General features: G+C 54.7%; 17 protein-coding genes. 6 read left to right on the forward strand and 11 right to left on the reverse strand.

Annotated elements, in window-relative coordinates; genetic code table 11:
• Window positions 1–29: 29 nt before the first annotated feature.
• From AC6IZD_RS16745 to AC6IZD_RS16770, 6 genes are all read left to right on the forward strand, one after another.
• Window positions 30–2,432 carry a fimbria/pilus outer membrane usher protein gene (locus tag AC6IZD_RS16745; protein ID WP_497784622.1) on the forward strand — a complete coding sequence of 801 codons (2,403 nt, stop codon included), beginning with the start codon at window positions 30–32 and terminating at the stop codon, window positions 2,430–2,432.
• 20 nt (window positions 2,433–2,452) lie between these two features.
• On the forward strand, window positions 2,453–3,265 hold the full coding sequence (locus AC6IZD_RS16750) for a Csu type fimbrial protein (RefSeq protein WP_497784623.1): 813 nt from the start codon (window positions 2,453–2,455) through the stop codon (window positions 3,263–3,265).
• A gap of 398 nt (window positions 3,266–3,663) precedes the next feature.
• On the forward strand, window positions 3,664–3,942 hold the full coding sequence (locus AC6IZD_RS16755) for a hypothetical protein (RefSeq protein ID WP_497784624.1): 279 nt from the start codon (window positions 3,664–3,666) through the stop codon (window positions 3,940–3,942).
• A 229-nt stretch (window positions 3,943–4,171) separates the two neighbouring features.
• Window positions 4,172–4,951, forward strand: coding sequence for a tyrosine-protein phosphatase (locus AC6IZD_RS16760; RefSeq protein WP_497784626.1), 780 nt, complete (start codon window positions 4,172–4,174; stop codon window positions 4,949–4,951).
• 1,094 nt (window positions 4,952–6,045) lie between these two features.
• A complete protein-coding gene (locus tag AC6IZD_RS16765) occupies window positions 6,046–6,249 on the forward strand; it encodes a Com family DNA-binding transcriptional regulator (RefSeq protein ID WP_497784627.1) in 204 nt (67 codons plus the stop codon).
• Between the two features lie 300 nt (window positions 6,250–6,549).
• Window positions 6,550–7,161: a heparin lyase I family protein gene (locus AC6IZD_RS16770; protein ID WP_497787596.1), complete on the forward strand. Its 612-nt coding sequence runs from the start codon at window positions 6,550–6,552 to the stop codon at window positions 7,159–7,161.
• 83 nt (window positions 7,162–7,244) lie between these two features.
• On the opposite strand, the gene AC6IZD_RS16775 is transcribed toward AC6IZD_RS16770, so the two are convergent.
• The 11 genes from AC6IZD_RS16775 to AC6IZD_RS16825 form a co-directional block, all read right to left on the reverse strand.
• Window positions 7,245–8,015 (reverse strand): heparin lyase I family protein, encoded by a 771-nt coding sequence (locus AC6IZD_RS16775; protein WP_497784629.1) that lies wholly within the window; start codon window positions 8,013–8,015, stop codon window positions 7,245–7,247.
• Window positions 8,012–9,244 (reverse strand): glycosyltransferase family 4 protein, encoded by a 1,233-nt coding sequence (locus tag AC6IZD_RS16780; RefSeq protein WP_497784630.1) that lies wholly within the window; start codon window positions 9,242–9,244, stop codon window positions 8,012–8,014. Before AC6IZD_RS16780 ends, AC6IZD_RS16775 begins: the two co-directional genes overlap by 4 nt.
• A gap of 509 nt (window positions 9,245–9,753) precedes the next feature.
• On the reverse strand, window positions 9,754–10,902 hold the full coding sequence (locus AC6IZD_RS16785; RefSeq protein ID WP_497784631.1) for a glycosyltransferase family 4 protein: 1,149 nt from the start codon (window positions 10,900–10,902) through the stop codon (window positions 9,754–9,756).
• Window positions 10,899–11,900, reverse strand: a complete 1,002-nt coding sequence (locus AC6IZD_RS16790) for a D-glucuronyl C5-epimerase family protein (RefSeq protein WP_497784633.1) — start codon at window positions 11,898–11,900, stop codon at window positions 10,899–10,901. The genes AC6IZD_RS16785 and AC6IZD_RS16790 overlap by 4 nt, the downstream gene beginning before the upstream one ends.
• Window positions 11,890–13,197, reverse strand: coding sequence for a hypothetical protein (locus tag AC6IZD_RS16795; protein WP_497784634.1), 1,308 nt, complete (start codon window positions 13,195–13,197; stop codon window positions 11,890–11,892). Before AC6IZD_RS16795 ends, AC6IZD_RS16790 begins: the two co-directional genes overlap by 11 nt.
• A gap of 3 nt (window positions 13,198–13,200) precedes the next feature.
• The gene (locus AC6IZD_RS16800) at window positions 13,201–14,517 is read right to left on the reverse strand and encodes a glycosyltransferase family 4 protein (RefSeq protein WP_497784636.1); all 1,317 of its coding nucleotides are present in this window, start codon (window positions 14,515–14,517) and stop codon (window positions 13,201–13,203) included.
• A complete protein-coding gene (locus tag AC6IZD_RS16805; RefSeq protein ID WP_497784638.1) occupies window positions 14,480–15,784 on the reverse strand; it encodes a nucleotide sugar dehydrogenase in 1,305 nt (434 codons plus the stop codon). The genes AC6IZD_RS16800 and AC6IZD_RS16805 overlap by 38 nt, the downstream gene beginning before the upstream one ends.
• Window positions 15,785–15,796: 12 nt before the next feature.
• Window positions 15,797–17,209: a hypothetical protein gene (locus tag AC6IZD_RS16810; protein WP_497784639.1), complete on the reverse strand. Its 1,413-nt coding sequence runs from the start codon at window positions 17,207–17,209 to the stop codon at window positions 15,797–15,799.
• Complete coding sequence (locus AC6IZD_RS16815) at window positions 17,199–18,326, reverse strand: acyltransferase family protein (RefSeq protein ID WP_497784641.1); 1,128 nt, start codon at window positions 18,324–18,326, stop codon at window positions 17,199–17,201. The genes AC6IZD_RS16810 and AC6IZD_RS16815 overlap by 11 nt, the downstream gene beginning before the upstream one ends.
• Before the next feature lie 150 nt (window positions 18,327–18,476).
• Window positions 18,477–19,469, reverse strand: coding sequence for a polysaccharide biosynthesis/export family protein (locus AC6IZD_RS16820; protein ID WP_497784643.1), 993 nt, complete (start codon window positions 19,467–19,469; stop codon window positions 18,477–18,479).
• A gap of 59 nt (window positions 19,470–19,528) precedes the next feature.
• Window positions 19,529–21,868 (reverse strand): GumC family protein, encoded by a 2,340-nt coding sequence (locus AC6IZD_RS16825; protein ID WP_497784644.1) that lies wholly within the window; start codon window positions 21,866–21,868, stop codon window positions 19,529–19,531.
• Between the last annotated feature and the right edge of the window lie 80 nt (window positions 21,869–21,948).

The raw sequence follows: 21,948 nt of genomic DNA on the forward strand, positions 1-21,948 counted from the left end.
CACGAAAGTGGGCCCAGCGTTTACGGATCGTGGGGCTCTCGTTTCTGGCATTCACGGCTTCACTCGGCATGGCTGCCCCTTCGGGCAGTGAACTGGGTGCCGGGACAGTGGGCGACATAAGCTCAGCTGCGGATCCCGCTACTTATGCTGAGCCCGCCACCCCAAGTTTCGATACGCGGCTTCTTCTCGAAATTGAAATCAATGGCCATACGACCGGCAAGATTGGTGAGTTTGTGCTGCGCCGTAATCGATTGATGGCGCGTGCCACGGAGTTGCGAGATCTTGGGCTAAAAGTTCCAGTATCCCGCGCATCCGAAGTTAATTCGCTCATCCCGCTCGCTGACATTCGAGGGATAACCTGGGTGCTCGATGAAAAGAATCAGGTGCTGAAACTCACGGCCGACGACGTCGCGATTGTTCCCTCCCAACTGCTGGTCAGCCGAGAAGATTTGGAATGGAACCATGTGATCACAAGCGGGACTGGTATCACGGTGAATCATGACATCATCGGCAGCTATGTAGGGGCTCACTCAAGTGCCAGTGGCCTCTTCGATATTCGAGCGTTTTCGCCGCAGGGGAACTTCACCTCGGGCCTGCTTGCGTATGCCGGTTCCGCCCCGGGGCGCACGGGGAAACAAAGTGCGGTACGTCTTGATACTGCGTACACGTTCGCTGACGTAAGCACGCTCCGACGCTACAGTGTGGGAGATTTCGTAACCAGTGGGCTTTCGTGGACGCGTTTACTTCGAATGGAAGGCGTGCAGATCCGCTCTGACTTTAGCATGCGGCCCGATCTTGTCACGTTTCCATTGCCTGGGCTCAGTGGTTCGGCCGCTGTTCCCTCCACGGTCAACGTCCTGATGAATGGCAACAATGTTGTCTCTCAGGATGTTGCGCCAGGGCCCTTTGAGATTCCGCAGCTACCGGTGGTGACGGGTGCTGGAACAGTTTCAATGACTGTGACGAACGCACTAGGCCAGCAGACAACCGTCTCACAACCTTTCTATGCCAGTGCGTCGTTGCTGGCTCCGCACTTGCAGACATTCGCAGGGCAACTCGGCTTTGTACGTCGAAACTGGGGAACAGTGAGTAATGATTATGGAAGGCTGGCAGGTTCCGCGACTTATCGCCGCGGCATGACGAGGACTTTCACCCTGGAAGGCGGCGCGGAGGGAACGTCTGGAGCGTTCACGGCAGGTGCGGGTGCCGTACTGCAGGTTGGACACTGGGGCGTACTCAACGTAGCCGCCTCGCCCAGTTTCTCGTCAGGTCATGTAGGCGCGCAGAGCTCAGTGGGCGCACAGCGCATTGGCAGAACGTTCAGCATCGGGGCTGCGGCTACTTTCGCCACTCGCGACTATCGCGATGTGGCTTCCATGAACGATTCCGGGATCACGCGAAAGCAAGTCAGCACCTTTAGTAATTGCTCTTTTCGGCGTTACGGTTCTGTGGGCTTGGGCTATGCGGAGTTAACCCAGGATCCGGCTAGCGCGACAAGAGCCGCGGGATCGACTACTTCAACCCATTCACAACTCTTCACTGCCAATTATTCCGTTCAGGTTCACCGCGCCTCGCTTTATGCGACGTTGTTTAAGAATTTAAACAGCACTTCCACTAATGCCAGCGGCGTGCAAGTTGGGCTCACCTTTTCGTTCGGCAAGTATCGCTCGGCGAGTGTCACGGGATCGAACGACGGCGGCCAGATACAGCTTCAGCAGGCAGCCCCGCAGGTTGGCGACTGGGGCTATCAGTTCTACGGCTCTGGTGGAGATTCCACGCGCGCGTTTGCCCAGGGGCAATACAAATCGCGAGTCGGACTATTCACGGCTGGGGTGGATCGCACCGGCAATCAGACTAGTGCACAGGTGGAGTCGCAGGGTGCAGTGTCGCTCGTCGACAAAACACTTTTCGCCTCTAATGAGATCTTCGACAGCTTCGCGGTGGTTGATACACGTCCTGTAACAAATGTTCGGGTCTATGAGGAAAACCGCAAGGTAGGGACGACAGGTAAAAACGGACGCGTTCTGGTCCCAGACCTGCGTTCATTTGACCTGAACCACATAAGCATTGAAGCAATCGATGTGCCTGCGGACGCGACCCTCGAGTCTGATAGGAGAGCGGTACGGCCTCAGGATCGTTCTGGCGTGCTCGTGAAATTTCCGATCCGGTTTAGCCATTCAGCTCTACTGAAACTAGTGGACGACTCAGGCGTGACGGTGCCACAAGGCAGCACCGCAACATTGTTGTCCACCGGAGCAGTTGCACCGGTGGGTTATGAGGGGCAGGCTTACCTGGAGAACCTAGACGCCCATAATGTGCTCTCGGTCGAATATCCCAATGGGAAAAGGTGCACCGTTGAGTTTGAGTACAGGGCAGTTCCCGGTGATATTCCCTCTCTTGGACCACTACGTTGCGCGCAGGGACGCCTATGAGGATAAGAACATCAATAGTTTTGTTTTTTCTCCTTGCCGTCGCAGTGTCAAACACGCTTGCACAAGGGGGCGGTGGAGGGTGCAAGCTGAGCTTTACTGCGCTGACATTTGGAACTTACACCAGTGCTCAGATCGACAGCACCGCCACTGGAAAGGTTACAAACTGCAATGGAACCTCTTGGGAGATTCCCATGGGACCGGGGACAGGGACGGGAGCAACAGTCACCAACCGTTTCATGACTTCACCGAGTGGCGCCACCCTCAACTATCAACTCTTCATGGATTCGGCACGGACGCTCAATTGGGGGAATACTACAGGAACCGAAGTAACGGGATCCGGCAATACAACGGTCACCGTCTACGGACGAGTTCCGGCAGACCAGTATCCCACTCCGGGATCATACACGGACACTGTAAACTCAGCGACCACCACACTTATCATTTCGGCAACGGTGCAAGCCAAGTGCACTGTCTCGGCCAGCACGCTTGCATTCGGTTCTTACTCCGGGGCACGGCTCACCAGTACCTCGACAATCACTGCAATCTGCACAAACACAACTCCGTACAATATCTCCCTTGATTCGGGGACTGCGTCCGGTGCAACGGTATCGACTCGAAAGATGAGATCGTCTTCCTCATCAACACTGAGCTACAGTTTGTACCGGGATTCCGGATACACATCGAATTGGGGAAACACAATTGGCACGGACACCGTTGCGAAGACGGGCACAGGAACTGCACAGGCAGTCACGGTATACGGCAGCATTCCCGCAGGGCAGTACGTTACCCCTGGCAGTTATTCCGACACCATTACCGTTACTCTTACTTATTAGGGAGTAGCGCTTAAGCAGCTGACAAGGCTCACTTCCGCGGGCTCGGAGTATCCCAAAATAGTCTTGGCAGCATGATATAGAAACTTCATCCTCAATTTCCAAAACTAGTACGCTCATGGGTGCAACTGACGAAGACCATGGTGAGGCAATGGTTCCCGCCGACGTTTATGAACGTCAATTCCATCTCCTTACTCCTTTGAGTATGGTGCACCAACTTCCGATCTGTCGTGACTAGATCCTGAAGGTCACCTCCAGCAGCTTCAGCACCAATCCAGTCCAAAGACTCCAGCTCTAGGCTGATGCAAACCGTCTTCAACTCGTTAACTCCCCACAACCTTCAACACCTGTCCGCTCTCGAACCGGAGCGTCCCAGAGAACCGATCGAAAGGAGATTCCATTTGTTCCGTACAGACCTATACAACGTGATTCATGATTTACGTGAGAATTGGGGATGTTGGGACGTCATAGCGCGTGCTGATGCGATCACTCGGTTACGCAGGTTACAACTCTCCATCGCAACGCTCGCACTGGTCGCTGGGTGTAGCAAGTCCTCCATCCGCCGACTTGAGATCATCGGCAAACTGCCTTCTGAAATCAAAATGCTAATCCGGGCCGGAGAGCCTGCAGGAAGGTTCCTTGCCAGAAGCTCGGGAGCCACGCCCGGTACACCCGCATAATGAGCTCGCCACGGTGCGAAGCCGACGCAATGCTAGAAGCATCTTTGATGCACTCCACGGATCCATCTCTCTCCACGATTGGCGCCTACAACCTCTTCAGCATCTTCTAGCCATCGTGCTGCCCGGTGAAATCTTATCGCTCGTCCCCTTACTTCTGGAAAAGGCGCATACAGACGCGATAGGAGTTCGTATAGCCACTCTCTTATGTCAAACTAGGTCCATACATATCATGCTTTTTCCTAAATTCTTTTCAGACCGGACGCCCGCAGAACATCTTGAACGGGCCGATATGGTCGATTTGCACTGCCATATATTGCCAGCTATCGACGACGGAGCCCAGAACTGGGAGACCTCACTTGAAATGTGCCGGATGGCGGTCGCCGATGGTATCAGGCACATTGTCGCCACGCCACACTCCAATTACGAATACGAGTACGATCGGAAGGAACTGCAGGATGTAGTGTCCGAATTGAGCCGGAGGGTGCCGAACTTACAACTTACGTTGGGCTGCGACATGCATTTGAGCCATCGCAACATTGAGTGCTCGCTGGCGGATCGACACAGCTACTCGATTGGGCAGACTAGGTATGTTCTGGTGGAATTCGATGATCTGTTCATTCCTCCGGCACTTACCTATCTCGTTTCACAAATGCTGTCGCACGGGATGGTACCCATCCTGACCCACCCGGAGCGCAACCCAATTTTTCTGCACAATCCGGCTAGACTATATGAGTACGTTGACCTCGGATGTGCCGTGCAGGTGACCGCGAATTCGCTAACTGGCTTCTGGGGGAAGGAATCAAAGCGCTTTGCAATGAACCTGCTGCAACAAGGCTTGGTTGATATTGTCGCGTCTGATGGTCACGGGCTGAGGCATCGCACGCCAATTCTTTCAGCTGCACGAAAGATAGTTTCTTCGAGGTTCGGCTCTGTTGCTGCGGACCTGTTATTTGCCTCCAATCCCCGCGCCGTTGTCGAAGACAGCACCCTTCCGAGGTTCGGCGGCTAGGGTCAGGGTGGAAATACAGGGAAGCTTCTATGCACCTCCCGCAGAACCCTATCTTATCCAGTTAGCTTATTTCGACTTTTTCTTCTGTGCTGCCCAGCGTTTCTTCTGCGCCTCGGCAATGCGCCTTCTAGCTTCTGGGCTGAGCACCCTCTTGGGACTCTTCTCCTAGTCCTGCACTGGTGTGCTTTTCGGCTTGCGCCCGCGCCGGACCGGGGCCTGTTGACCGGAGTGAATTGCCTCAAGCGCCGCGATCGCTTTGTCTAATCGATCACGCTCGGCTTGTGTCCATGGGAGAAGATTCCTTTCAGGATATGAACTTTAGGCTAGGTCGTGAATACGGATTGTTCTCTGTCAAAGCGGCTCTAAACTGTTACTTTTCGCAATGTGCTGACCCTGTTTCTAGGCCAACGCTAACATGACCTTGCCCCTTGAGAACCATCTGCTTTGACTCGAAACCCTTGCCGTGGTTTGAGACAGCTCACTAGCTGCTTTGGACTCTCCAAGGCGTGCCCTTTCTTATGGTTCTAGTGTCCATTGAGACAGAACCGTTTCGCAGGAAGTACGCCCATGTCGGTTTGTTCCCTGCCAAATGGAAGAAACGTGACCAGATGAACGGTCGCGCAATCTATTTCGCTTGGGTTAGAAATTGTTTCGGGATCAAAGAGCTGGAACCACTACAGCAAGAGAACTTGTTTTCCGCGTCTGTGAAATCCTTTTCCGAAGCTGGACTCGACTATCGCCTACCGCTTTAGGTAGTAGGTTTGTGTGCGATCTATCGTTCCGCGGCCTGCGGAGACGCTCAAGGCAAGAGTTCTTTAAGGCCTTCGCGTTGCTTAAGCAATCCAAAAACCTAGTTGGCGTCTTCTTGAATTGCACATCAGGTCGAAGCCATAAAATTGCCCAGCTACCACTGGCATCGGCCTACTTTGATTCCATTTGCGTTAACACTAACGATAGGCGTTCTTCACGGCCGTCAACTTGATCAGCTTCTTTTTTGGTCTGAGAAGTGCATAACCATGAAGCATGCGGAGCAATGGCTAAAGCTGGTAGCCAAGATGCCGATACAGTTGAAGAGGAAAACTCATTCTTAACCCATGAACCCGATTTCAAAAACATCCCGAAGCCAAACGGAGCCTCGTCTCTTAGTTGTGGATTCATCCATTTCCGAAATCGAAACAATCACTCTGCTACGGTGTCCTCAGTGCAGGAGGATGCTGGCCAAATGTGCTGTCACGGGAATGATCGAAATCTCTTGTCCCCGATGCAAGGCCTTGGTGAGAACGAAATTCAGTAGGTAGCACCAGAACAACCCCGAGCACCTGAGAGTGCCGCAGTTCGCAATTAGCGGAGTGGCGAATTGCCAGATTATCGCGAGTGCCTAGAGCACCACTGGAGAGGTCAACACCATGTGGGCGCTCGTTCGTCCGACCATCTTAGGCCCTAAGTTTCGAACATCCAAGACAACATCATTCGCAAAGTACTTAGGATTGGGGCTAGTGATGCTGCAGTTTGTAGCATGCGGGTCAAATCCCTCTACCCCGAGCAAGACTGCTGTAGCGCACACCATCGAATGGTGCAACAGCAACTGGTACCCCTATATGGCGCCAGATGAACAACCAGTTCTTCCAAACTCCCAGTCCGCCAAGTTCTCATTAGATCAAGGTCAACGTCCACTTTCAGATACAGATCTGGTTGACCGGGCCGAAATTGTGAGCACCACGAATTGGCGGTACGGCGAGGATGTCTGGGTTCAATTCGATCAGAAAGTGGACGACGGTCCACCAATTACTTCGTCATGGTTCGTTATAGGACAACTGCACCAGACGGGGGACCCCGGAGAGCAAGGTATATCACCGATTTTTGCGCAGTATCTTGTCAATGACCACACCTTGGAGGTCGTTGCTCGTGCCTCTCCGGAGGCCCAACTCATTAAGACTCCGCCATCAATTCTTCTGTACAGAGACGATGAATTCCAGCGTGGAGTCTGGAACCAGTGGCAGTACCATTTCCGCATAGTCCCAGGGAGCGGAAACGGACTAGTGGAATCGTGGCGCAACGGACAGCAAGTAATCGATTACCAGGGTCCGGTGGGCTACAACGATGTGGTCGGACCGCACTGGCAGTTGGGCGCCTATCGCTCCTCCGCTCCTGAATTAATTACGGTCGAGTATCGAAATTGCAGCATCACTTTCGGTCGTTCGGAAAGCTGATGCTAAAGGTCGGCACATCGCGCCTGAGAAGAACCACGACAACTCCGATAATGCAGGGAAGCAAACACGTTGCTGCGAGCTGATTACAGCCCCCACGGGGAAACACGTTTCCGGTTTGAGCGGAAGCTATTTTGTTCGCCCAAGATGATTTTGTAGTTCCTATATTCGACAGTGATGGTCTCCGACGAGGTACTGCGATATATGCCCATCTGCCAATGAGGACCTCTAGTCTCGTTGTAACCGAACGGGCCTTTGTACCGGAAGATGTGCTTGCCGTTGCGCCAGCCCTCGACAAGTCCACTATCATCTCCGCGCGTCACGCGGAAGTGGTACTTCCAGTGATCCCAAGTGCCGAGGACGTAATCGTCGTCTCGATAAAGAACGTTATCGATTGCATTTCTCGTCATGGGTCTTTCTCGCGAGGATCGCGCAACTATCTCAAGGACGTGCCCCTTAAAAAGGTACTGCGCGAAAATGGGGGTCATACCATGCTCTCCAGGATCCTCCGTCTGATGCAGCTGACCGACAACGACCCAAGGAGACGTAATGTTTGGGATGTCATGAACCTTCAGGTCAAACTCCACCCAAATGTCTTGATCGTACGGCCAGCATCTTGTGCTCACAATCTCTGCCCGTTCTACGGCTAGCACGTCCGGCCACGGTCTCATGCCTGGCTTCAGGGTGAAGCGGATTGTTTCGGGAGTTGGAAATTCCGGAGATTGAGTGGGCGCGCTATAGATATACCAGTTTTCACCGCTCCATTGCAGATCTGGAAATTTGCCTGTGCAGGCAGCGTTATTTCCAGAGGCAATTGCCACAAAAAGAACGAGGACCCACAACAAAATAAGTTTCATCTACCACGCCCCGCGGAAATATTCACTGGACTACCGGGGGATTCCATCAATTGACGCAGACGTGCCGCGCATGTGGAGATATCAAATTCCGCCGCAACCCAATCCTGGCCTCGAATGCCAAGCTCATGACGCTTCTCCGGCGAGCGCGAAAGCGCAAGGAGGGCCTCAGCCAATTTTATGGAATCTCTTTCCGGGACGATGATACCGCGATCCGGACCGACGAGTTCGGTGATGCCTCCGCTGGGCGTTGTAATAACCGGCAGACCGGCGGACATCGCTTCCATCAGAAACACAGGAATTCCTTCCTGCGCGCCAGAAGCCGTTGTGACGCTTGGAAGAACCGCCGCGTCGTAGAATCCCGAGACAAGCTTCGTGAGCAGTTCATCGTGCGAGACGACTCCGTGCCATTTCACCTGTTCAGCAAGCCCAAGCGTTCTAGCGAGCTCTTTCAATTTTGGTTCGAGAGGGCCTGAGCCGCAAAACTCCGCAGTAATGCGGCAGCCGCCTTCGCCCGCTCGTGCCAGGGCGCGCAGTAGATATTGATGGCCCTTCACCTCCACAAAGTGCGCCGCGCAGATGATGCGGAGTGAGCCGTCCGCCGGGCGGACCGGCGGTATCGCATTCCTCTGCAGGCAAACTCCCATGTGCACCACCACGGGCGAGGCGTTCACCTCCGGAATCGCCCTCTTCAGTTCGGTCGCCCCACGCTCGTTGATGGCGCGCACAAACCCCGCCTGCAAGAACTTCTGAGGCAGCAAGTTCTTCTGGGCTATGTCGTAACGGTGCGCGGTGATGCTGAACGGGACTCCTGAAAGCCGCGAGGCTATCATCGCCAGCGTGGAAGGCACAGCAATCCAGTGTGCGTGGATGTGGTCCACTTTCAGTTCGCGGACCTTCTCGGCAAGCCACACTCCTTTCGGAAATACAACAATGTTACGCAAGAGTAAGCGCGGCGGACGCGAACACAAGAGATCGCGCAGCGCACCAAACAGCTTACGGGGACGCAGGAGCACTGCTCGCAGCAGCGGCGGCATGAACCTCACCGAAAATAAAGAATCGGCGAGCGTGATGGGAAGGAAGCGCTTTCCCGAGTTATGAATAATCCGTCCACCCTGCACCGGACAGATCGAGATCCGGTAACCGTGCGCGATGTGCTGCTCCATCTCCGGAAAAATGAAGGTCTCCTCATCGCCGAACGGAAGTCGCTTGGTCACATAAAGGACGTGCATTCACTCAAGCTCCGTGTTTTCGTGGCTATCTCAACAATTCAGATAAAGAGAAGAAGAGGATCCAATTGCGGTGTGTCTCTGATATTGAGGTTCTTCTTCACAGAAGATACATTTCGTAATCATTCGCAACAAAACGACCACTTAACGTCTGCATTCGACCGAGATGGGGGTCTTCATCACCCAATCAAGGACAGCGCCGAGTTTGGCGTAATCTAACGCCGGTTGGGCCGCAAAAGCGTGGATACTTGCGACCTGACTGAATGATCGTCTAGACCTTCCTAGATCATGCCTTGCAGACGGAAGCCGGGACGCACTGATTTCGCTGCTCATACTCAGGTACCTGCAGAATGCAGGGCTCGCTTTCGGCTGGGCTTTTCCACCCTGTAGCTCGGCTGCGGCCAATAGCTGTTCGTCTCTCGCGAATATGCGAGAGTGGCTCGACGAGCGTTTCCAGCCGCAGTTGGCTGGATGCGATCACCGAGTCGCTTCTGGTCGCGAGGTAAACTAAGTCAGAGAGTCGCGTCGTATTCCAGAATGCTTTGTGCGGCCTCAATCCAGCCTGTGACCGGAAAGTGCCTTTGCCGAGCCGTCTCTGCGGCTTCGAGTCTTGCGGAAATCGGGAGACTATAGAAATCCAGAATTGCAGAGGCGATTTCTTCGGATGTCGCAGTGTCAACAACTTTGGTCAATGCCATGCCCAGATCGGTCGCGATTGCGGGGATACTCTCGCGGGTTGCGATCAGCGGCAAGCCATTGGATAGCGCCATGTTAGCTACACCGCTTTCGGACCCGAATCCCTTGTACGGACACAGCAAAGCGTCAACGCCGGAGAGGACCGACGGCATCTCTTCTTCCGGCACAAATCCCACGCGGAGGTCGATACCGTCAGGAGCCGTTGCGATCAGCGTCTCGCACGCCCGCCAGTATTTTGCGTCTTCGCGTCTAGGGGCGCCGGCGATGCGCAACCGTACATTCACGCCATTTCTGCGGAGAACCTGAACGGCCTCAATTGACTCCGCAACTTTCTTGTTCGGGCGCAATGAGCCAACAACAAGGACCGTTGGCTCTTCGTCCGAAGCCGCGCCACGCGAAACTCCGTCATAGGAGAGGGTTCCGTGCTTCATGTGAAATATGCGTGAGCGTGGGATGCCAATCTGCTGTACCAAGCGCTCGGCCAGCGAGGGACTCATGACACCGATTCCGTCACAGTTTTGGTATGCCAGCCGATAGAGCCATCGCTCCGCGCCTTGTAACGAATGCGGGTAACGCAATGTGTGCTGGTAAATGTCATCGAGCCTGTAGATAGTTCGCGCACCCCGCACGTTCGCAGCGAGCAGAGGCGCTAACGAAACCGGGACCTGCGGCCCAAAGCAAACAATCACGACGAGCGTGTCCCTCTTGGCATGCACTAGAATCTTGAACGCTCCGATGACCGACACAGAGAGCATCGTCAAGAGTTTCCTCAATCCGAACTTGCGACGCGACATGGGCAGAACGGTGCGAGCGGAGACAACTGGCTCATAGTCCTGCAGCGGAGCGATGTAGTGCACTGACGCGCCGAGCTGCTGCAACGCAGCGGCCGTATCACTCACTTCACGGCCCAGCCCCGAGCCGATACATTCGGTGTAGACAATCATTTGTAACTTGTCGCCCGTCATTCGACTTCTCCCATCTCCACCTGACGCAGCTTCTGCACAAACTTTGCGGCGATAGCTCTTGCCCTGCAAATGCACGAACGCTCGTATGCCTCGAAAACATTAGCGAATGCGTGATAACGGCCGCCATATGCGGGGAATATTTCGGCTAGCGTTCGTAACTGCACGATGCAGAGCGAGTGGTAGAAAGGACTGGACAAGTTGCCTTTCAGGTCGTAGTACGACCATCTACCTGAGTCATAACTCGGCAGGCACTCCGCTAAATCATGCGCACAATAGCTAGAGAACGCCGTAACGTCCTGCCGCTGAGATAAAAGCGCGTAGTCGGCAATTCCAACGAGTGCAAAAATCCATCCATTCAACACTCCCCGAAGCGCGCCCCCAGGGTACTCTTCAAGAACACGGGAATTTTTATAGGTTGAGACGAGACCTTCGCCCGACGTCTCGACGAGAAGCGAGTAAGCGCGCGCGCAGCACTCGCGGAGGCGAGTCGCATCAGCATCGCCCAGGGCAGCAAGGCGGGACATGAGAGAAAGCGCCTGTCCCTGAGCCATTGCGGAATAGACCGAGATCACCGGCCGCCGGAGCCCAGTCCAGCAGGGCCACCCGCCACGATCAGTCATGGCATCAAGCGCCCATTGTCCCGCAGCTGCGGCTTTCCGGAGTGCATCAGAATCTGTCCGCTCAGACAAAAGCCATCGGTCCCAGTTGCCAAGTCCCCATTGAAGAATTGCGATTGGGAATGCAAAGCTGCGCGTTGTGTCCGTGTTAACAAGGGGCACACCGAGTGGGCCAGTTTCTCCCTTCCAGTCAGCCTTACCTTGTAAGTCGTTGAAGTAGCCTTCCAGCCGCCCAGCAACAAAACAGCGTCCTCGCCCCTGCTCAATGTGCTGGTAGCTGTTGCCGAAGGCGTACCGCGACCATTTTTTGGCCCGCATGAAGTACCGCTTCGCTGTCAGAAAAACTCCACCCGATTGTCCGTTGATCGCTTTACTGGGCATTCAACTGACCCTCATTCGGAAGATAGCTGCAGTGAACTTCTCCTCGCATCGAAAATGCCACCCAAGCGGCAAGCACGCCGACTACCGCGAGTTCCACCAGCGCTCCCCACAGGACTACGTTCCCAAAGTTGCTACTGAAGAACGCCACTAAGCGCGCAACGTTTGCGGCTACATACGCCGCTAGGGTCGTCAAGGTGTACAAGCGGCCGCGGCCGACAACGAACGAAAGGCGCGCGACCATGGCGTTCGTACCCATTGCGACAAGCCAGACGAGAAAGCTCGGCAGCAGCGAAGTTAACATTACGGCGTTGTTGCTGGGGCCATGGCTGTGTCTTGTTAGAAAGTGAACGGCCGGACCGAGCGCAAGGATTACGGCGGCTGCAAATACTGTGAGGCCGCCAAGTGTAGCGAGTACACTGGTAACAAAAATTGCCCTTTGACGCTCGGGACGTTGTGCGATCTTCACCATCAGCATGTTGGTGGCGGGCAGGACGAGAAATCCCTGCACTGAAAGTGCGATGCGTTGTGCCAGCGCCGCAGCCGACGCGGTTCCCACTGCTGCGTGCGAGGCGCAGAACAGCACAACAAACTGGGTGGCGACGAATCCTCCGGTTTCGAGACTAGCGTAGCTCAAAAATTGAATGAAGCCAGGAAGCAGCGGGGCGGTGACGCTCCCCTGCCCCGTCTCGGACTTAGAGAAGCGGTCTGAGAGCCATGCACCAAGGACGGCTGCTACCAGATACGCTCCGCAAAGGACCGGAGTGACCAAGAATGGCTTCTTTCGGAAGAGACTGCCGACTGCAATCAAAGTGACAAATGCAATGTTGTTGAAAAAGAGCAACCCCTGGGCGCGCGCGAAGAGTCCCCGGGCATTCATGAACGCTGTGCCCAGCCCCAGCAGCGTGACGAGCGTGACAGCGGGAGCGATGAACGACGCGCCAACCGTGACTTCCAACCTGCGCTGATGGCGCAACGCAAAAACAAGTGCACCGCACCACAGCAGAACACCCGCCGCTACGCCGCACTGAAGCAGTCGCCGACGTAACATCGGAAGATATGAATGTGGCTCAGGCGCGCCCGGCTGGTTGGCAGATGCCGCCAGCGCAGTTGTAAACGGACCACCCGTAAAGGTGAGAATGTACGTTGGCAGAGCGGTTAACTGGTAGAACAGGTCCGTGGACGATGAGAACCCATACACGATGGCGATTATCATCTCGCGCAAGATACCGACCATGCGCGAGCCTGCAACAAAGGAAAAGGTCGAAAGCACATTGAGCTTGTCTGAAAACCGACTCATCGTTCAATCTCGCCCTGCTCCGGCAACGTGCGCATTGGCACCGATGTTCAATGCGCGATAAAACTCGCTTTCGAGCTTCATGAAGTGCGCTTCCCAGGTCCAATGTTCGACCACGTAGCGGCGGGCAGCTTGACCGAGTCGCAAGCGCAGCGCGGAGTCCTCGAGCAGCATCCGCACAGCTTCAGCAAACTCCTCGGGAGTATCTGCGATCAAGAGATGTTCGCCTTTGGTTGCGCCAATGCCCTCATTGGCGACAGACGTTGCGACGACCGCCTTCGAGGCCGCAAGGTACTCGATCAACTTGTTCTGCATTCCACCCCCAGCTTGCATCGGGTTAATGCAGACCGTGGCTTCAGCAAGATATGTCGAGGGATCGGGAACGGTTCCGGTTACCGTGACGCCAGGAAGCTCGCCGAGTTTCAGCACTTCGGCTGAAGGCTCCCGCCCGACGATGGACCACGTCACATCGGGGCGTTGCGCTTGAATAAGCGGCCACACATACGTTGCAAACCATTGCACGGCCTGTATATTGGTCGGTGTACGCATGACTCCGTTAAAGACCAGATGGTTCGGCTTCTCCAAAACGCGAGTGCGGGAGAAGCGGTCTATGTCGGTGCCGTGCGCTACAAAGACGTGGTTATTGATGACCGGCAGCGACTCTTTACGGCAGGCCTCGCTGATCGCCTCATAGTCCTTCGGCCCGATCAAAACCGTGCGAGTAAACTTTCGCCAGATTCGGGCTTCGTAGCGTGCCATAAGCCAGCTCTCCAGCGTATAGAACACCTTGTAGAGAATGGTCGGCGCGTTGCTCGCTATGCGGTGCGTGTTGAGCGTCTGCGAGAGCTGCATGGCGAGGAACGTCGCGGGACGAGCGTCTTCGGCATCGTCAGACGATTCACGACCCAGCCCGGCGACGACTTCGGCGCTGCGGACATAATAGGTATAAACGATGTCGTACGCTCCCGCTGCGATCTGGCGGCGGACCTCGCGCTCCTGTGCGGCATGGGAGAACAGCGCTACTTGGACCGGGAGGCGGGGGATTTTTAGCAGCCCACGCAGAATCGAGACGATGGTGTGCTTATACAATTCCACGCGACGGCAGGTCTGGCGCAACCAGCGCAAATCTTCGGCATCGGGCACTCCTCCGGCGTTCACGCAGTAAAGGTCTATAGCGTGTCCGCGTGCTTTCAGAAAAGCAAGCAGATGAGCGACGGTCATCTGGTCCGCGCGACGCATAGGTAGCGGCGTACGGCTATACACTACGGCGATGCGCAGCGGACGGTTAGTCCGTTGCACCTTCATGGTCTTTGGAAATTTCATGAACAATCCTGAGAGAGCTGAGGTTTTCGATGCGCGCCGCATGAAGGGTTAACTGCCCGGCCCACCCCTTGGTGTCGATTGCGAGATCGAAATATTGCGATTCGACCTGCTCGCGCCCGATCAGGATCTTACGCAACGTGGGCAGGCTCGAAAAGGCGTATCCGAGGTTCTGCCCCAGCAGCCGAGAGGGCTCAACGTGCGGATCGTAGATCGAGAGGTCGTAACCTTCGCGCAGGAGCTTGCGCGCCAGGTCGACGCCCGGACTCTCGCGCAAATCGTCACTGTTATCTTTGAAGGAGATGCCCAGCATGAGAACCTTTGCGTTCGGCTTCAGTCCTTTTGTGCACAGTTCAAACAGGAAGTGCTTGTGCACGTCGTTTGAGTGTATTACGGAGCCGATGAGTGGCGTGTACGCGCCGACCTCGCTCGACATGTGCTGAAGAGCACGTACGTCCTTCGGAAGGCAGGAGCCGCCGAAAGGTCCGCCGGGGCGCAGGTAGTAGGGCGAGATATTCAGCTTCGTGTCGGAGACGAAGATTTCATGCACCTTCGCGGGGTCGATACCAAGACAGACGCAGACGCGCCCGATCTCGTTCGCAAAGCCAACTTTGATCGCATGCCAGGTGTTGTCGGCGAACTTGGTGAACTCGGCCTCGGCATAACGGACATAGAAGATTGGGGCATTGAGGTCCTTGCACAGCTTCGCCATCTTCGCCGAGGGCTTTCCGCCGCGCGTGCCGATAATGACCTTTGGGGGATCGAAGTAGTCCTTGATAGCAAACGACTCACGCAAAAACTCGGGGTCGTAAACCAACTCGATGAGCCGCTCAAAGTCCTCGCCCAACTCAGCAATGAAAATGGGCGCGATCAGGCCCTCGATCGTTCCGGGCCGAATTGTAGAGCGATAAACGACCGTCAGCGGACTTGCACTCTTCTTGATGTGAGATGCGATCTGCCGCGTCACCTCGGCAATGTAGCTCATGTTGTGCGCGCCGTCCGGCAGACTCGGCGTCCCCACGCAAACGAACGCCACATCGCACGCGTCGAGCTGCTCGTCGATCTTGACGCAGGCCTTAATTCGCCTCTCCGCTAGGCCCCTCTTCAGCAACTCGTCCAGTCCTGGCTCCACAATTGGACATCGGCCTCTATTGATGGAGGAGACCTTCGTCTCATTCACGTCGAAGCCGACAACTTCATGCCCCTCTCCTGCCAGACAGCACATAGCCGTAAGGCCCACATACCCAAGTCCGAATACCGCTATTTTCATTCTGCTTAACCTTTACTGTTCTATTAGTGAAACGGAGTCGCCTGTCTCTAGCTCATCAAAGTTGTAATGACTTATCTCCAGGGGCTGGTACTTAAGCCGGAATACGACAATTGCAGCCACGCAAATAATCGCGTTTACGCCAAGCATCGCACTGAGATTGCCTGTGACATTCGTCGTGATCTGGGAGGAAATCAGCATTGCGGCAAAAAAAGCGGGAAGAAGTCTTCCCTGGGAAATGAAGCATGCGAAAGACGAAGCAGCAAACGAAAAGTACAGGAAATAAAGCACGTTGAAGATCATGAGTGGCACCACGCCGTACGCGCTCAAGATGTACCCGTAGAGAATCATGATCAGCGATGTTCCCGTCAAGACAAACTTGCGGATAGCCTGCTGTGAGAGGAGGGTCTGCATGACGTACCATTCGCCGGTCGGGTTCTTTGTGCCCAGCGAACTCTCCGGCAAAACGAGCCCCCGGACCTCGGCCTCGACCTGCTCCGCTTCAAGGTTTATTAACTTCGGATCTTTCTCGTATGCGGAATACCACACCTGTCCTTGCGCCGGAATTCGCATTGCTATCCCGGCCATGGCTAGCTGCAAGGAGCCTGCACTTACGACGCGGGAGTATACGTAACCAAGGCCAATGCCGCACACGAGCATGGTAGCCACCGCGCCCTTTAGGAGCGACACTCTGAACTTTGTTCCGGATAACGCGAGATAGGTCCCCACATATGCCGTGATCACCATGAGCGGAGCGGTAAGTTTATCGGAGCCAAGTATTGCGGCAGCAACCAACGCAATAAATGCGAAGCCTCCTAGTCGAGGATATCTCCCTGCAGCTCTCAGGCAGCCCAACATCATCACAACGGCCATCCGGTATCTCTGGAGAATCAGATATCCACGTCCGCCATAATGTGACACGAACGTGAACTTATCTATTCCAGACAGAAGCGGGAAACCATAAACGATGTAAAAGAGATATATTGCGCAGACATAAGACAGCGCTACTGTAATGACCAGCTTGCACGACGATCGCTTTAAGTTGTTTCCTATCTGCGCTGGCGCCGCGAGTTCCACGCGGCGCCAATTAGAAGCCAACGGCCACATTGCGTAGAGCAACCCGAGCCAGAAGAATGCGTCAGTTTGTTGCCCCACCCCCCCCCCCAATTCCTTAAGAGTCGCGCCGCCGCATATGACCACTCCGGCGATCATCTCGGAGAATCGAAGCACCACAAATGGAAGAGACAGCAGGATGTGAGCGCGCGAGTGTCGATATGACAGCTTGTACGTTAGGAGCAGCAACCCAATTCCAAGAAAGGAGCTCGCCTCCGGGAATAGCAAGCTGACTAGCCAGCCCATGCCCCACATAATTCCGATAATTGCGGGAACCGACTGCTTGGCTGATCGTGTCGTGCCACTAAGCTTCAACTCTGCCCCTACTCTGTTTACCCATTAGCTCAAGCCTTTTCCCAGACAGCGCCCCAAGATGTCTGAATTTGTTGATAACTGTTTTCAGCGCGCGCTTGCGGCGTTCTGCGATTTCGGCGCACAGGTACGCTGCAACCAGAACCGTGGCAACGACGAGAACTCCTCCGACCTTTGAATGTTCTGACGAGGGAAACAGTGACGTGAAGAAGGCAAGCAGAGGAAGATGTATTACGTAGAGAGTGAAACTCCCTCCGGCAAGCCACCGTATGACGGCCTCTGCCCTAGGCGTCCAGATCTGCCGGTCTCTAGTAGCCATTTCAAAGCCCACGATGACAAGCGCCACCCCGATGCCGATACAGATATAAAAGACAAAGGACTTGACCACTACGTGGGGGTGCTCAAAGATCCACATGCCAGTGGTCCGCTTTGCGAGAAGCAATCGCGTGAGCAGTAATACCAACATGCCCGCACAAAGGCAGAGAATTCCTGTCTGCTTCTCAGCCTGACCGTTGCGGGAGCGACGGGAAATGACGTCGTAGCAGAGCGCTCCCAGTAACCACAGCGGCAGGTACGCAAGAATCTTCGGACCTACAAGGCACATCCATGCACTTACCGCAAAGATACGATTCCGCGCAGGCGTGTACATCAGAATAGCAAGCAGAACGTAGTACCAGACTTCGAAGCTCAGCGACCAATACGGCTCTGCGCTCCCAACTACTGCATGGCGCATCCATATTTCGTTCGTAAACGTGAGATATGAAGCGATTTCCCGCAACGAAGTGCTCGCGTTGAAGAAGTGCAGCGATGCGTAAAATGCCGGATTTCTGATCTGACCAATGTGGTCAATGAGCAACGTTATAGCGATAGTAAGAATTGCTACTGGGTAGACTCTCACGATTCGAGCAACGGCATATGACTTCCAGTCTGCCTCTTTTGAGACCGACACAAAGCGAATCACAAAGCCAGATAATACAAAGAACGTAGCGACAGCTACATTCGCTTCGCTGAGGACCAGTGGCAACCAATGAATGACTACTGTGCGCGAGTGACCCAACACCACGCCAAATGCCGCAATAAAGCGGAGGAGATCCAGAAACACGGATATGTTTCTCTTCAATGAGACGTTCCCTATAAGCTCGTCTTGTGTGTTCCACTGCGAAAAGACGAGACGTGGTTCGACTCCGCGCACCATGACACGATTTTGAATTGAAAAAGCGTTTCGTCCTTCATGCAGTCAGCCTCGAATCCGCATACGGATCCGCATGATCTAGTGATACGCAATACCGGAGTAGACGGCGGCTCCGGCGGCGCTTTGCATCAGCGACGCGGGGCTGCTCCCCATAAGGCTCTTGAGTGCGCTGTTGGGCACGAACAGAACGTCATCCGTGCTGAGGGCGATGTCGGGCTTCTTGCCCTGCATGATCTTCTTAAGGTCGACCTTCTCCTCGCGCATTCCTTGAGACGTTTTGCGGAGGAGCGTTGTACGTCCCAGGGATGCGGTACGGTTCGGGCCGCCTCCGAGCGCCAGAAGTTGCAGCACACTCATCTTCCCTTCGTCCTGCATTATGAATCCGCCGGGGCGCCCCACGTCTCCGAGGATATATGCGATTCCGGCCTTCGGCACGATGACAATGTCTCCGGGGCGAAGCTCGACGTTGCTGGCCAGCAACTCGCTGGCATTATTTGAGAGGCTCGCACGCACGACCGTGTGATCGGAGGATCTATTCACCGTAATCTGCTGCGATGCCGCCGCTGTTGCGCCGCCGGCATCGGCGATGACATCAACCAGCGTGCGCTTGCCAATGAGTGGATAGAAACCCGGACGGATGACTTCCCCGACAACGGAAACGCCCTGGGTGCCTGAAAGCGCGCCACCCGCAGTTACCGACGCATACTCCCGAATCTCCACTGTCACACGTGGGTCCAGCACATACCCACCTTCCTGCAACCTTCCCTTAATGAGCTTTTTCGCCTCGTCCGTGCTCATGCCGGAAAGATGAAGCGGACCCAGGAGCAGCAGCTCCGCATTCCCCATCTCGTCTACTCGAATACTCTGCGTCAGCTCAGGCACGTCAAACACGATTATCGCGAGAAAATCACCAGCGGCGATGGCCGTTCGCGCGGAGCTGATGCCGTTCAGGGCAAATGTCGCTCGGTCGCTTGTGCTGGACTGCAACGCCTTAAGATCGGTCGAACCCACTTGCGCCAGCCCGGCGAGACCAACACACATCAGCAACGTAAGAATCAGGAAACTTCTCATATCTTCTCCAATCCGCTTTCGTCCATTGCCCTCGACTGCTGCGGCCAGAACGCTAATACTTAATTCTCGGTCCGGAGGTAGTCCTCGTACTTTGCAGCGTGGTAGCCGTAGTATGAGTAGTATTCTCCTGAATTCATGTCCACGCCATTGATCAACACTCCAGCGATCGGCGCATTTGCTCGGAAAAGCAAGTCCCGGCAGCGCACCAGTGTTTGTTGTGTCGTGGCCTCCGCTCTCACCACAAGCAGCACTGCGTCTACGACGCTGGAGAGCACGACAGGATCAGTCACGGAGAGCACGGGCGGGGTATCGATCACAACAAAATCGAACATTTTCCGCCATGACTCGAGACACTCCTTCATGCGCATCGAGCCAAGCAATTCGGCGGGATATGGTGGTTTCATCCCAGATGGCAACACAGAGAGACCTGGGATATTCGGCAACTGTATTAGTGCTGATGACAGGTTGTCAGTTTGATCGCTCAGGACGCCACTCAACCCGGGACCGACATTGGACTTGCTATTGAGTCGAGGAAGCAACGATGGACGGCGCAAATCCGCCTCAACTAGTAGCACCTTTGAGCCTTGCTGTGTCAGCGATATCGCAAAATTCAAGCTGGTCGTCGACTTTCCTTCGCCAGGCAGTGCGCTAGTGATCATAATCGCCCGGGGAGGAGCATCTACATTCGACAGCAATATCGAGGTCCTCAAGCTCCGGTAAGCTTCAGCAGTTTGCGAGTTCGGATCGTTCAGAATGGTAAGCTCGCCATCTTGTTCAGCGAGCTTCTTCTTTTGCAATTTCGGCACAATCCCTAGCGAGGGCAGCTCAGCAACGGTTTCCACTTGCGCAGGAGTGTGAATTGTGAAGTCAAGCCCATCTCGGACAAACGCTAGGCATACCCCTCCCAACAGGCCGCATGCAAATCCTAGCGCAAGATTTAATGGATAATCTGGGCGCTTGGGGCTCGGAGCGGTTCTAGCCGAGTCGACCATCACAATATTGGTCGAGTGCAAGCCTGCAAGCACCCCACCCTCTTTCAGTTTCGAGAGCAGATCCATGTAGAGTTCGCGGGTCGTGTCTGCTTCTTGCAGAGCAATTGTGTACTGGTTGGCGACATTCTGCAGTTTACTTGCATCAGCTTTCTGCTCTTCATAAGACGCCCGCACCATATCTTCGGCCTGCTTGGCTCCTAGATATTCGTTTTCGGCGCGGGCCGCCACCTTCCGGAGCTCGGCTTGAATGGAGCCGTCTATTTCGCTCATCTGATTACGGATCTGAACCACTTGCGGATAATTCGGACCGAACTTGGTCGTCGCCTGCGCATACTGAATTCTGAGCAGCGCCTCTTGTGCACGAAGCGTCTCAACTAGCGCAAGCGAATTTGGGCTCATCGCGCCTTCTGTGTCGCCCGACTTTGCAAAGCTTGCGATCAGTTCGGGATTGCCCTGCTTAAGTACGCGGTAAATGGCTTCTTTGGATATTCTATTTCCCTGGGCCTGCGTCAGTTGACGACTCAGGTCTTGAAGCTTATCCATGGCTGGCCACGACGATAAGCTCGCTCCGTAATTCCCGCTTTTCGCTCCGCCTTGCGATTGCACGCCCTGCCGCCCCGGAAGCATCACACCCAATATGCCGGCTTCTTTCTGAAGCGTCTCGAGCTTTTGCTGGGAAACGTCTACCTGCGCCTTCAGATCAGAAAGTTGCTTGGAAAGCCAATCAGAGGCTTGCGCGGTAGCCGAATAGCGCACTCGAAAATACTGCTCTTGATAATCGTTAACTAGCGTGTTCACCACATCGGCCGCGACCTTCGGGTCGGGGCTGAGGAAGCTAACCTCTACCAGTCGTGTGCCACTGACTGCTTTTACTTTTAGGTTCTTTTCAAAGACCCTGCGAACATTTCTGCGTCGTATAGGCGCATTCTCTAGAGGAAGCTCTAACTCGGCCTTGATGCGCTTGCCATCGAACATATCTAGCGGGTTGATCAATGGCGGTTTTGTTGCAAACTCTTTACGCTTTTCGAGCCCTAGCTGTTCCGTAACATGGAATAGCAGAGAGTCACTTCGGAGGACTTCGGTTTCTGTCTGGATTGCGACATTGTAGTCGAGGCCATCTGCTCCGCTGGCTAGCCCCTGCAATGAGTCCAACCCTAAGAGGTCGGAGTTTTCCTTGTTAATCTCTATCCTAGCGACCGCCTCATATTTGGGCGTCATAATAAAAGAGATAAAGAAGGCCAGACCAACCGCCGCAATGACGCAGAGTGCGATCAGCCGTTTGTCTTTCTGAATTACTCGCCAGATCTCGGACAGCGCGAGATCGTTCTCTTTCGGCTGTACGCTATGCCTCAGAATGTGAGTTCTCGATACCTGAGGCTCTCGTGTCAAGAGTGGATTGCTTTCCATGTTTGTCTTCAATTCTTCGATTTGTTGAAGCTGATAGTTCGCTGTAGGTGATACCCGAAATCAGCACCCACAGTGTGAGA

Source organism: Koromonas humicola (assembly GCF_059726255.1).

Excerpts from the sequence above, each read along its gene's own strand:
- AC6IZD_RS16760 (WP_497784626.1), top strand. The coding sequence starts at position 4,172 with ATGCTTTTTCCTAAATTCTTTTCAGACCGGACGCCCGCAGAACATCTT.
- AC6IZD_RS16765 (WP_497784627.1), top strand. The coding sequence starts at position 6,046 with ATGAACCCGATTTCAAAAACATCCCGAAGCCAAACGGAGCCTCGTCTC.
- AC6IZD_RS16770 (WP_497787596.1), top strand. The coding sequence starts at position 6,550 with ATGGCGCCAGATGAACAACCAGTTCTTCCAAACTCCCAGTCCGCCAAG.
- AC6IZD_RS16775 (WP_497784629.1), bottom strand. The coding sequence starts at position 8,015 with ATGAAACTTATTTTGTTGTGGGTCCTCGTTCTTTTTGTGGCAATTGCC.
- AC6IZD_RS16780 (WP_497784630.1), bottom strand. The coding sequence starts at position 9,244 with ATGCACGTCCTTTATGTGACCAAGCGACTTCCGTTCGGCGATGAGGAG.
- AC6IZD_RS16785 (WP_497784631.1), bottom strand. The coding sequence starts at position 10,902 with ATGACGGGCGACAAGTTACAAATGATTGTCTACACCGAATGTATCGGC.
- AC6IZD_RS16790 (WP_497784633.1), bottom strand. The coding sequence starts at position 11,900 with ATGCCCAGTAAAGCGATCAACGGACAATCGGGTGGAGTTTTTCTGACA.
- AC6IZD_RS16795 (WP_497784634.1), bottom strand. The coding sequence starts at position 13,197 with ATGAGTCGGTTTTCAGACAAGCTCAATGTGCTTTCGACCTTTTCCTTT.
- AC6IZD_RS16800 (WP_497784636.1), bottom strand. The coding sequence starts at position 14,517 with ATGAAATTTCCAAAGACCATGAAGGTGCAACGGACTAACCGTCCGCTG.
- AC6IZD_RS16805 (WP_497784638.1), bottom strand. The coding sequence starts at position 15,784 with ATGAAAATAGCGGTATTCGGACTTGGGTATGTGGGCCTTACGGCTATG.
- AC6IZD_RS16820 (WP_497784643.1), bottom strand. The coding sequence starts at position 19,469 with ATGAGAAGTTTCCTGATTCTTACGTTGCTGATGTGTGTTGGTCTCGCC.
- AC6IZD_RS16825 (WP_497784644.1), bottom strand. The coding sequence starts at position 21,868 with ATGGAAAGCAATCCACTCTTGACACGAGAGCCTCAGGTATCGAGAACT.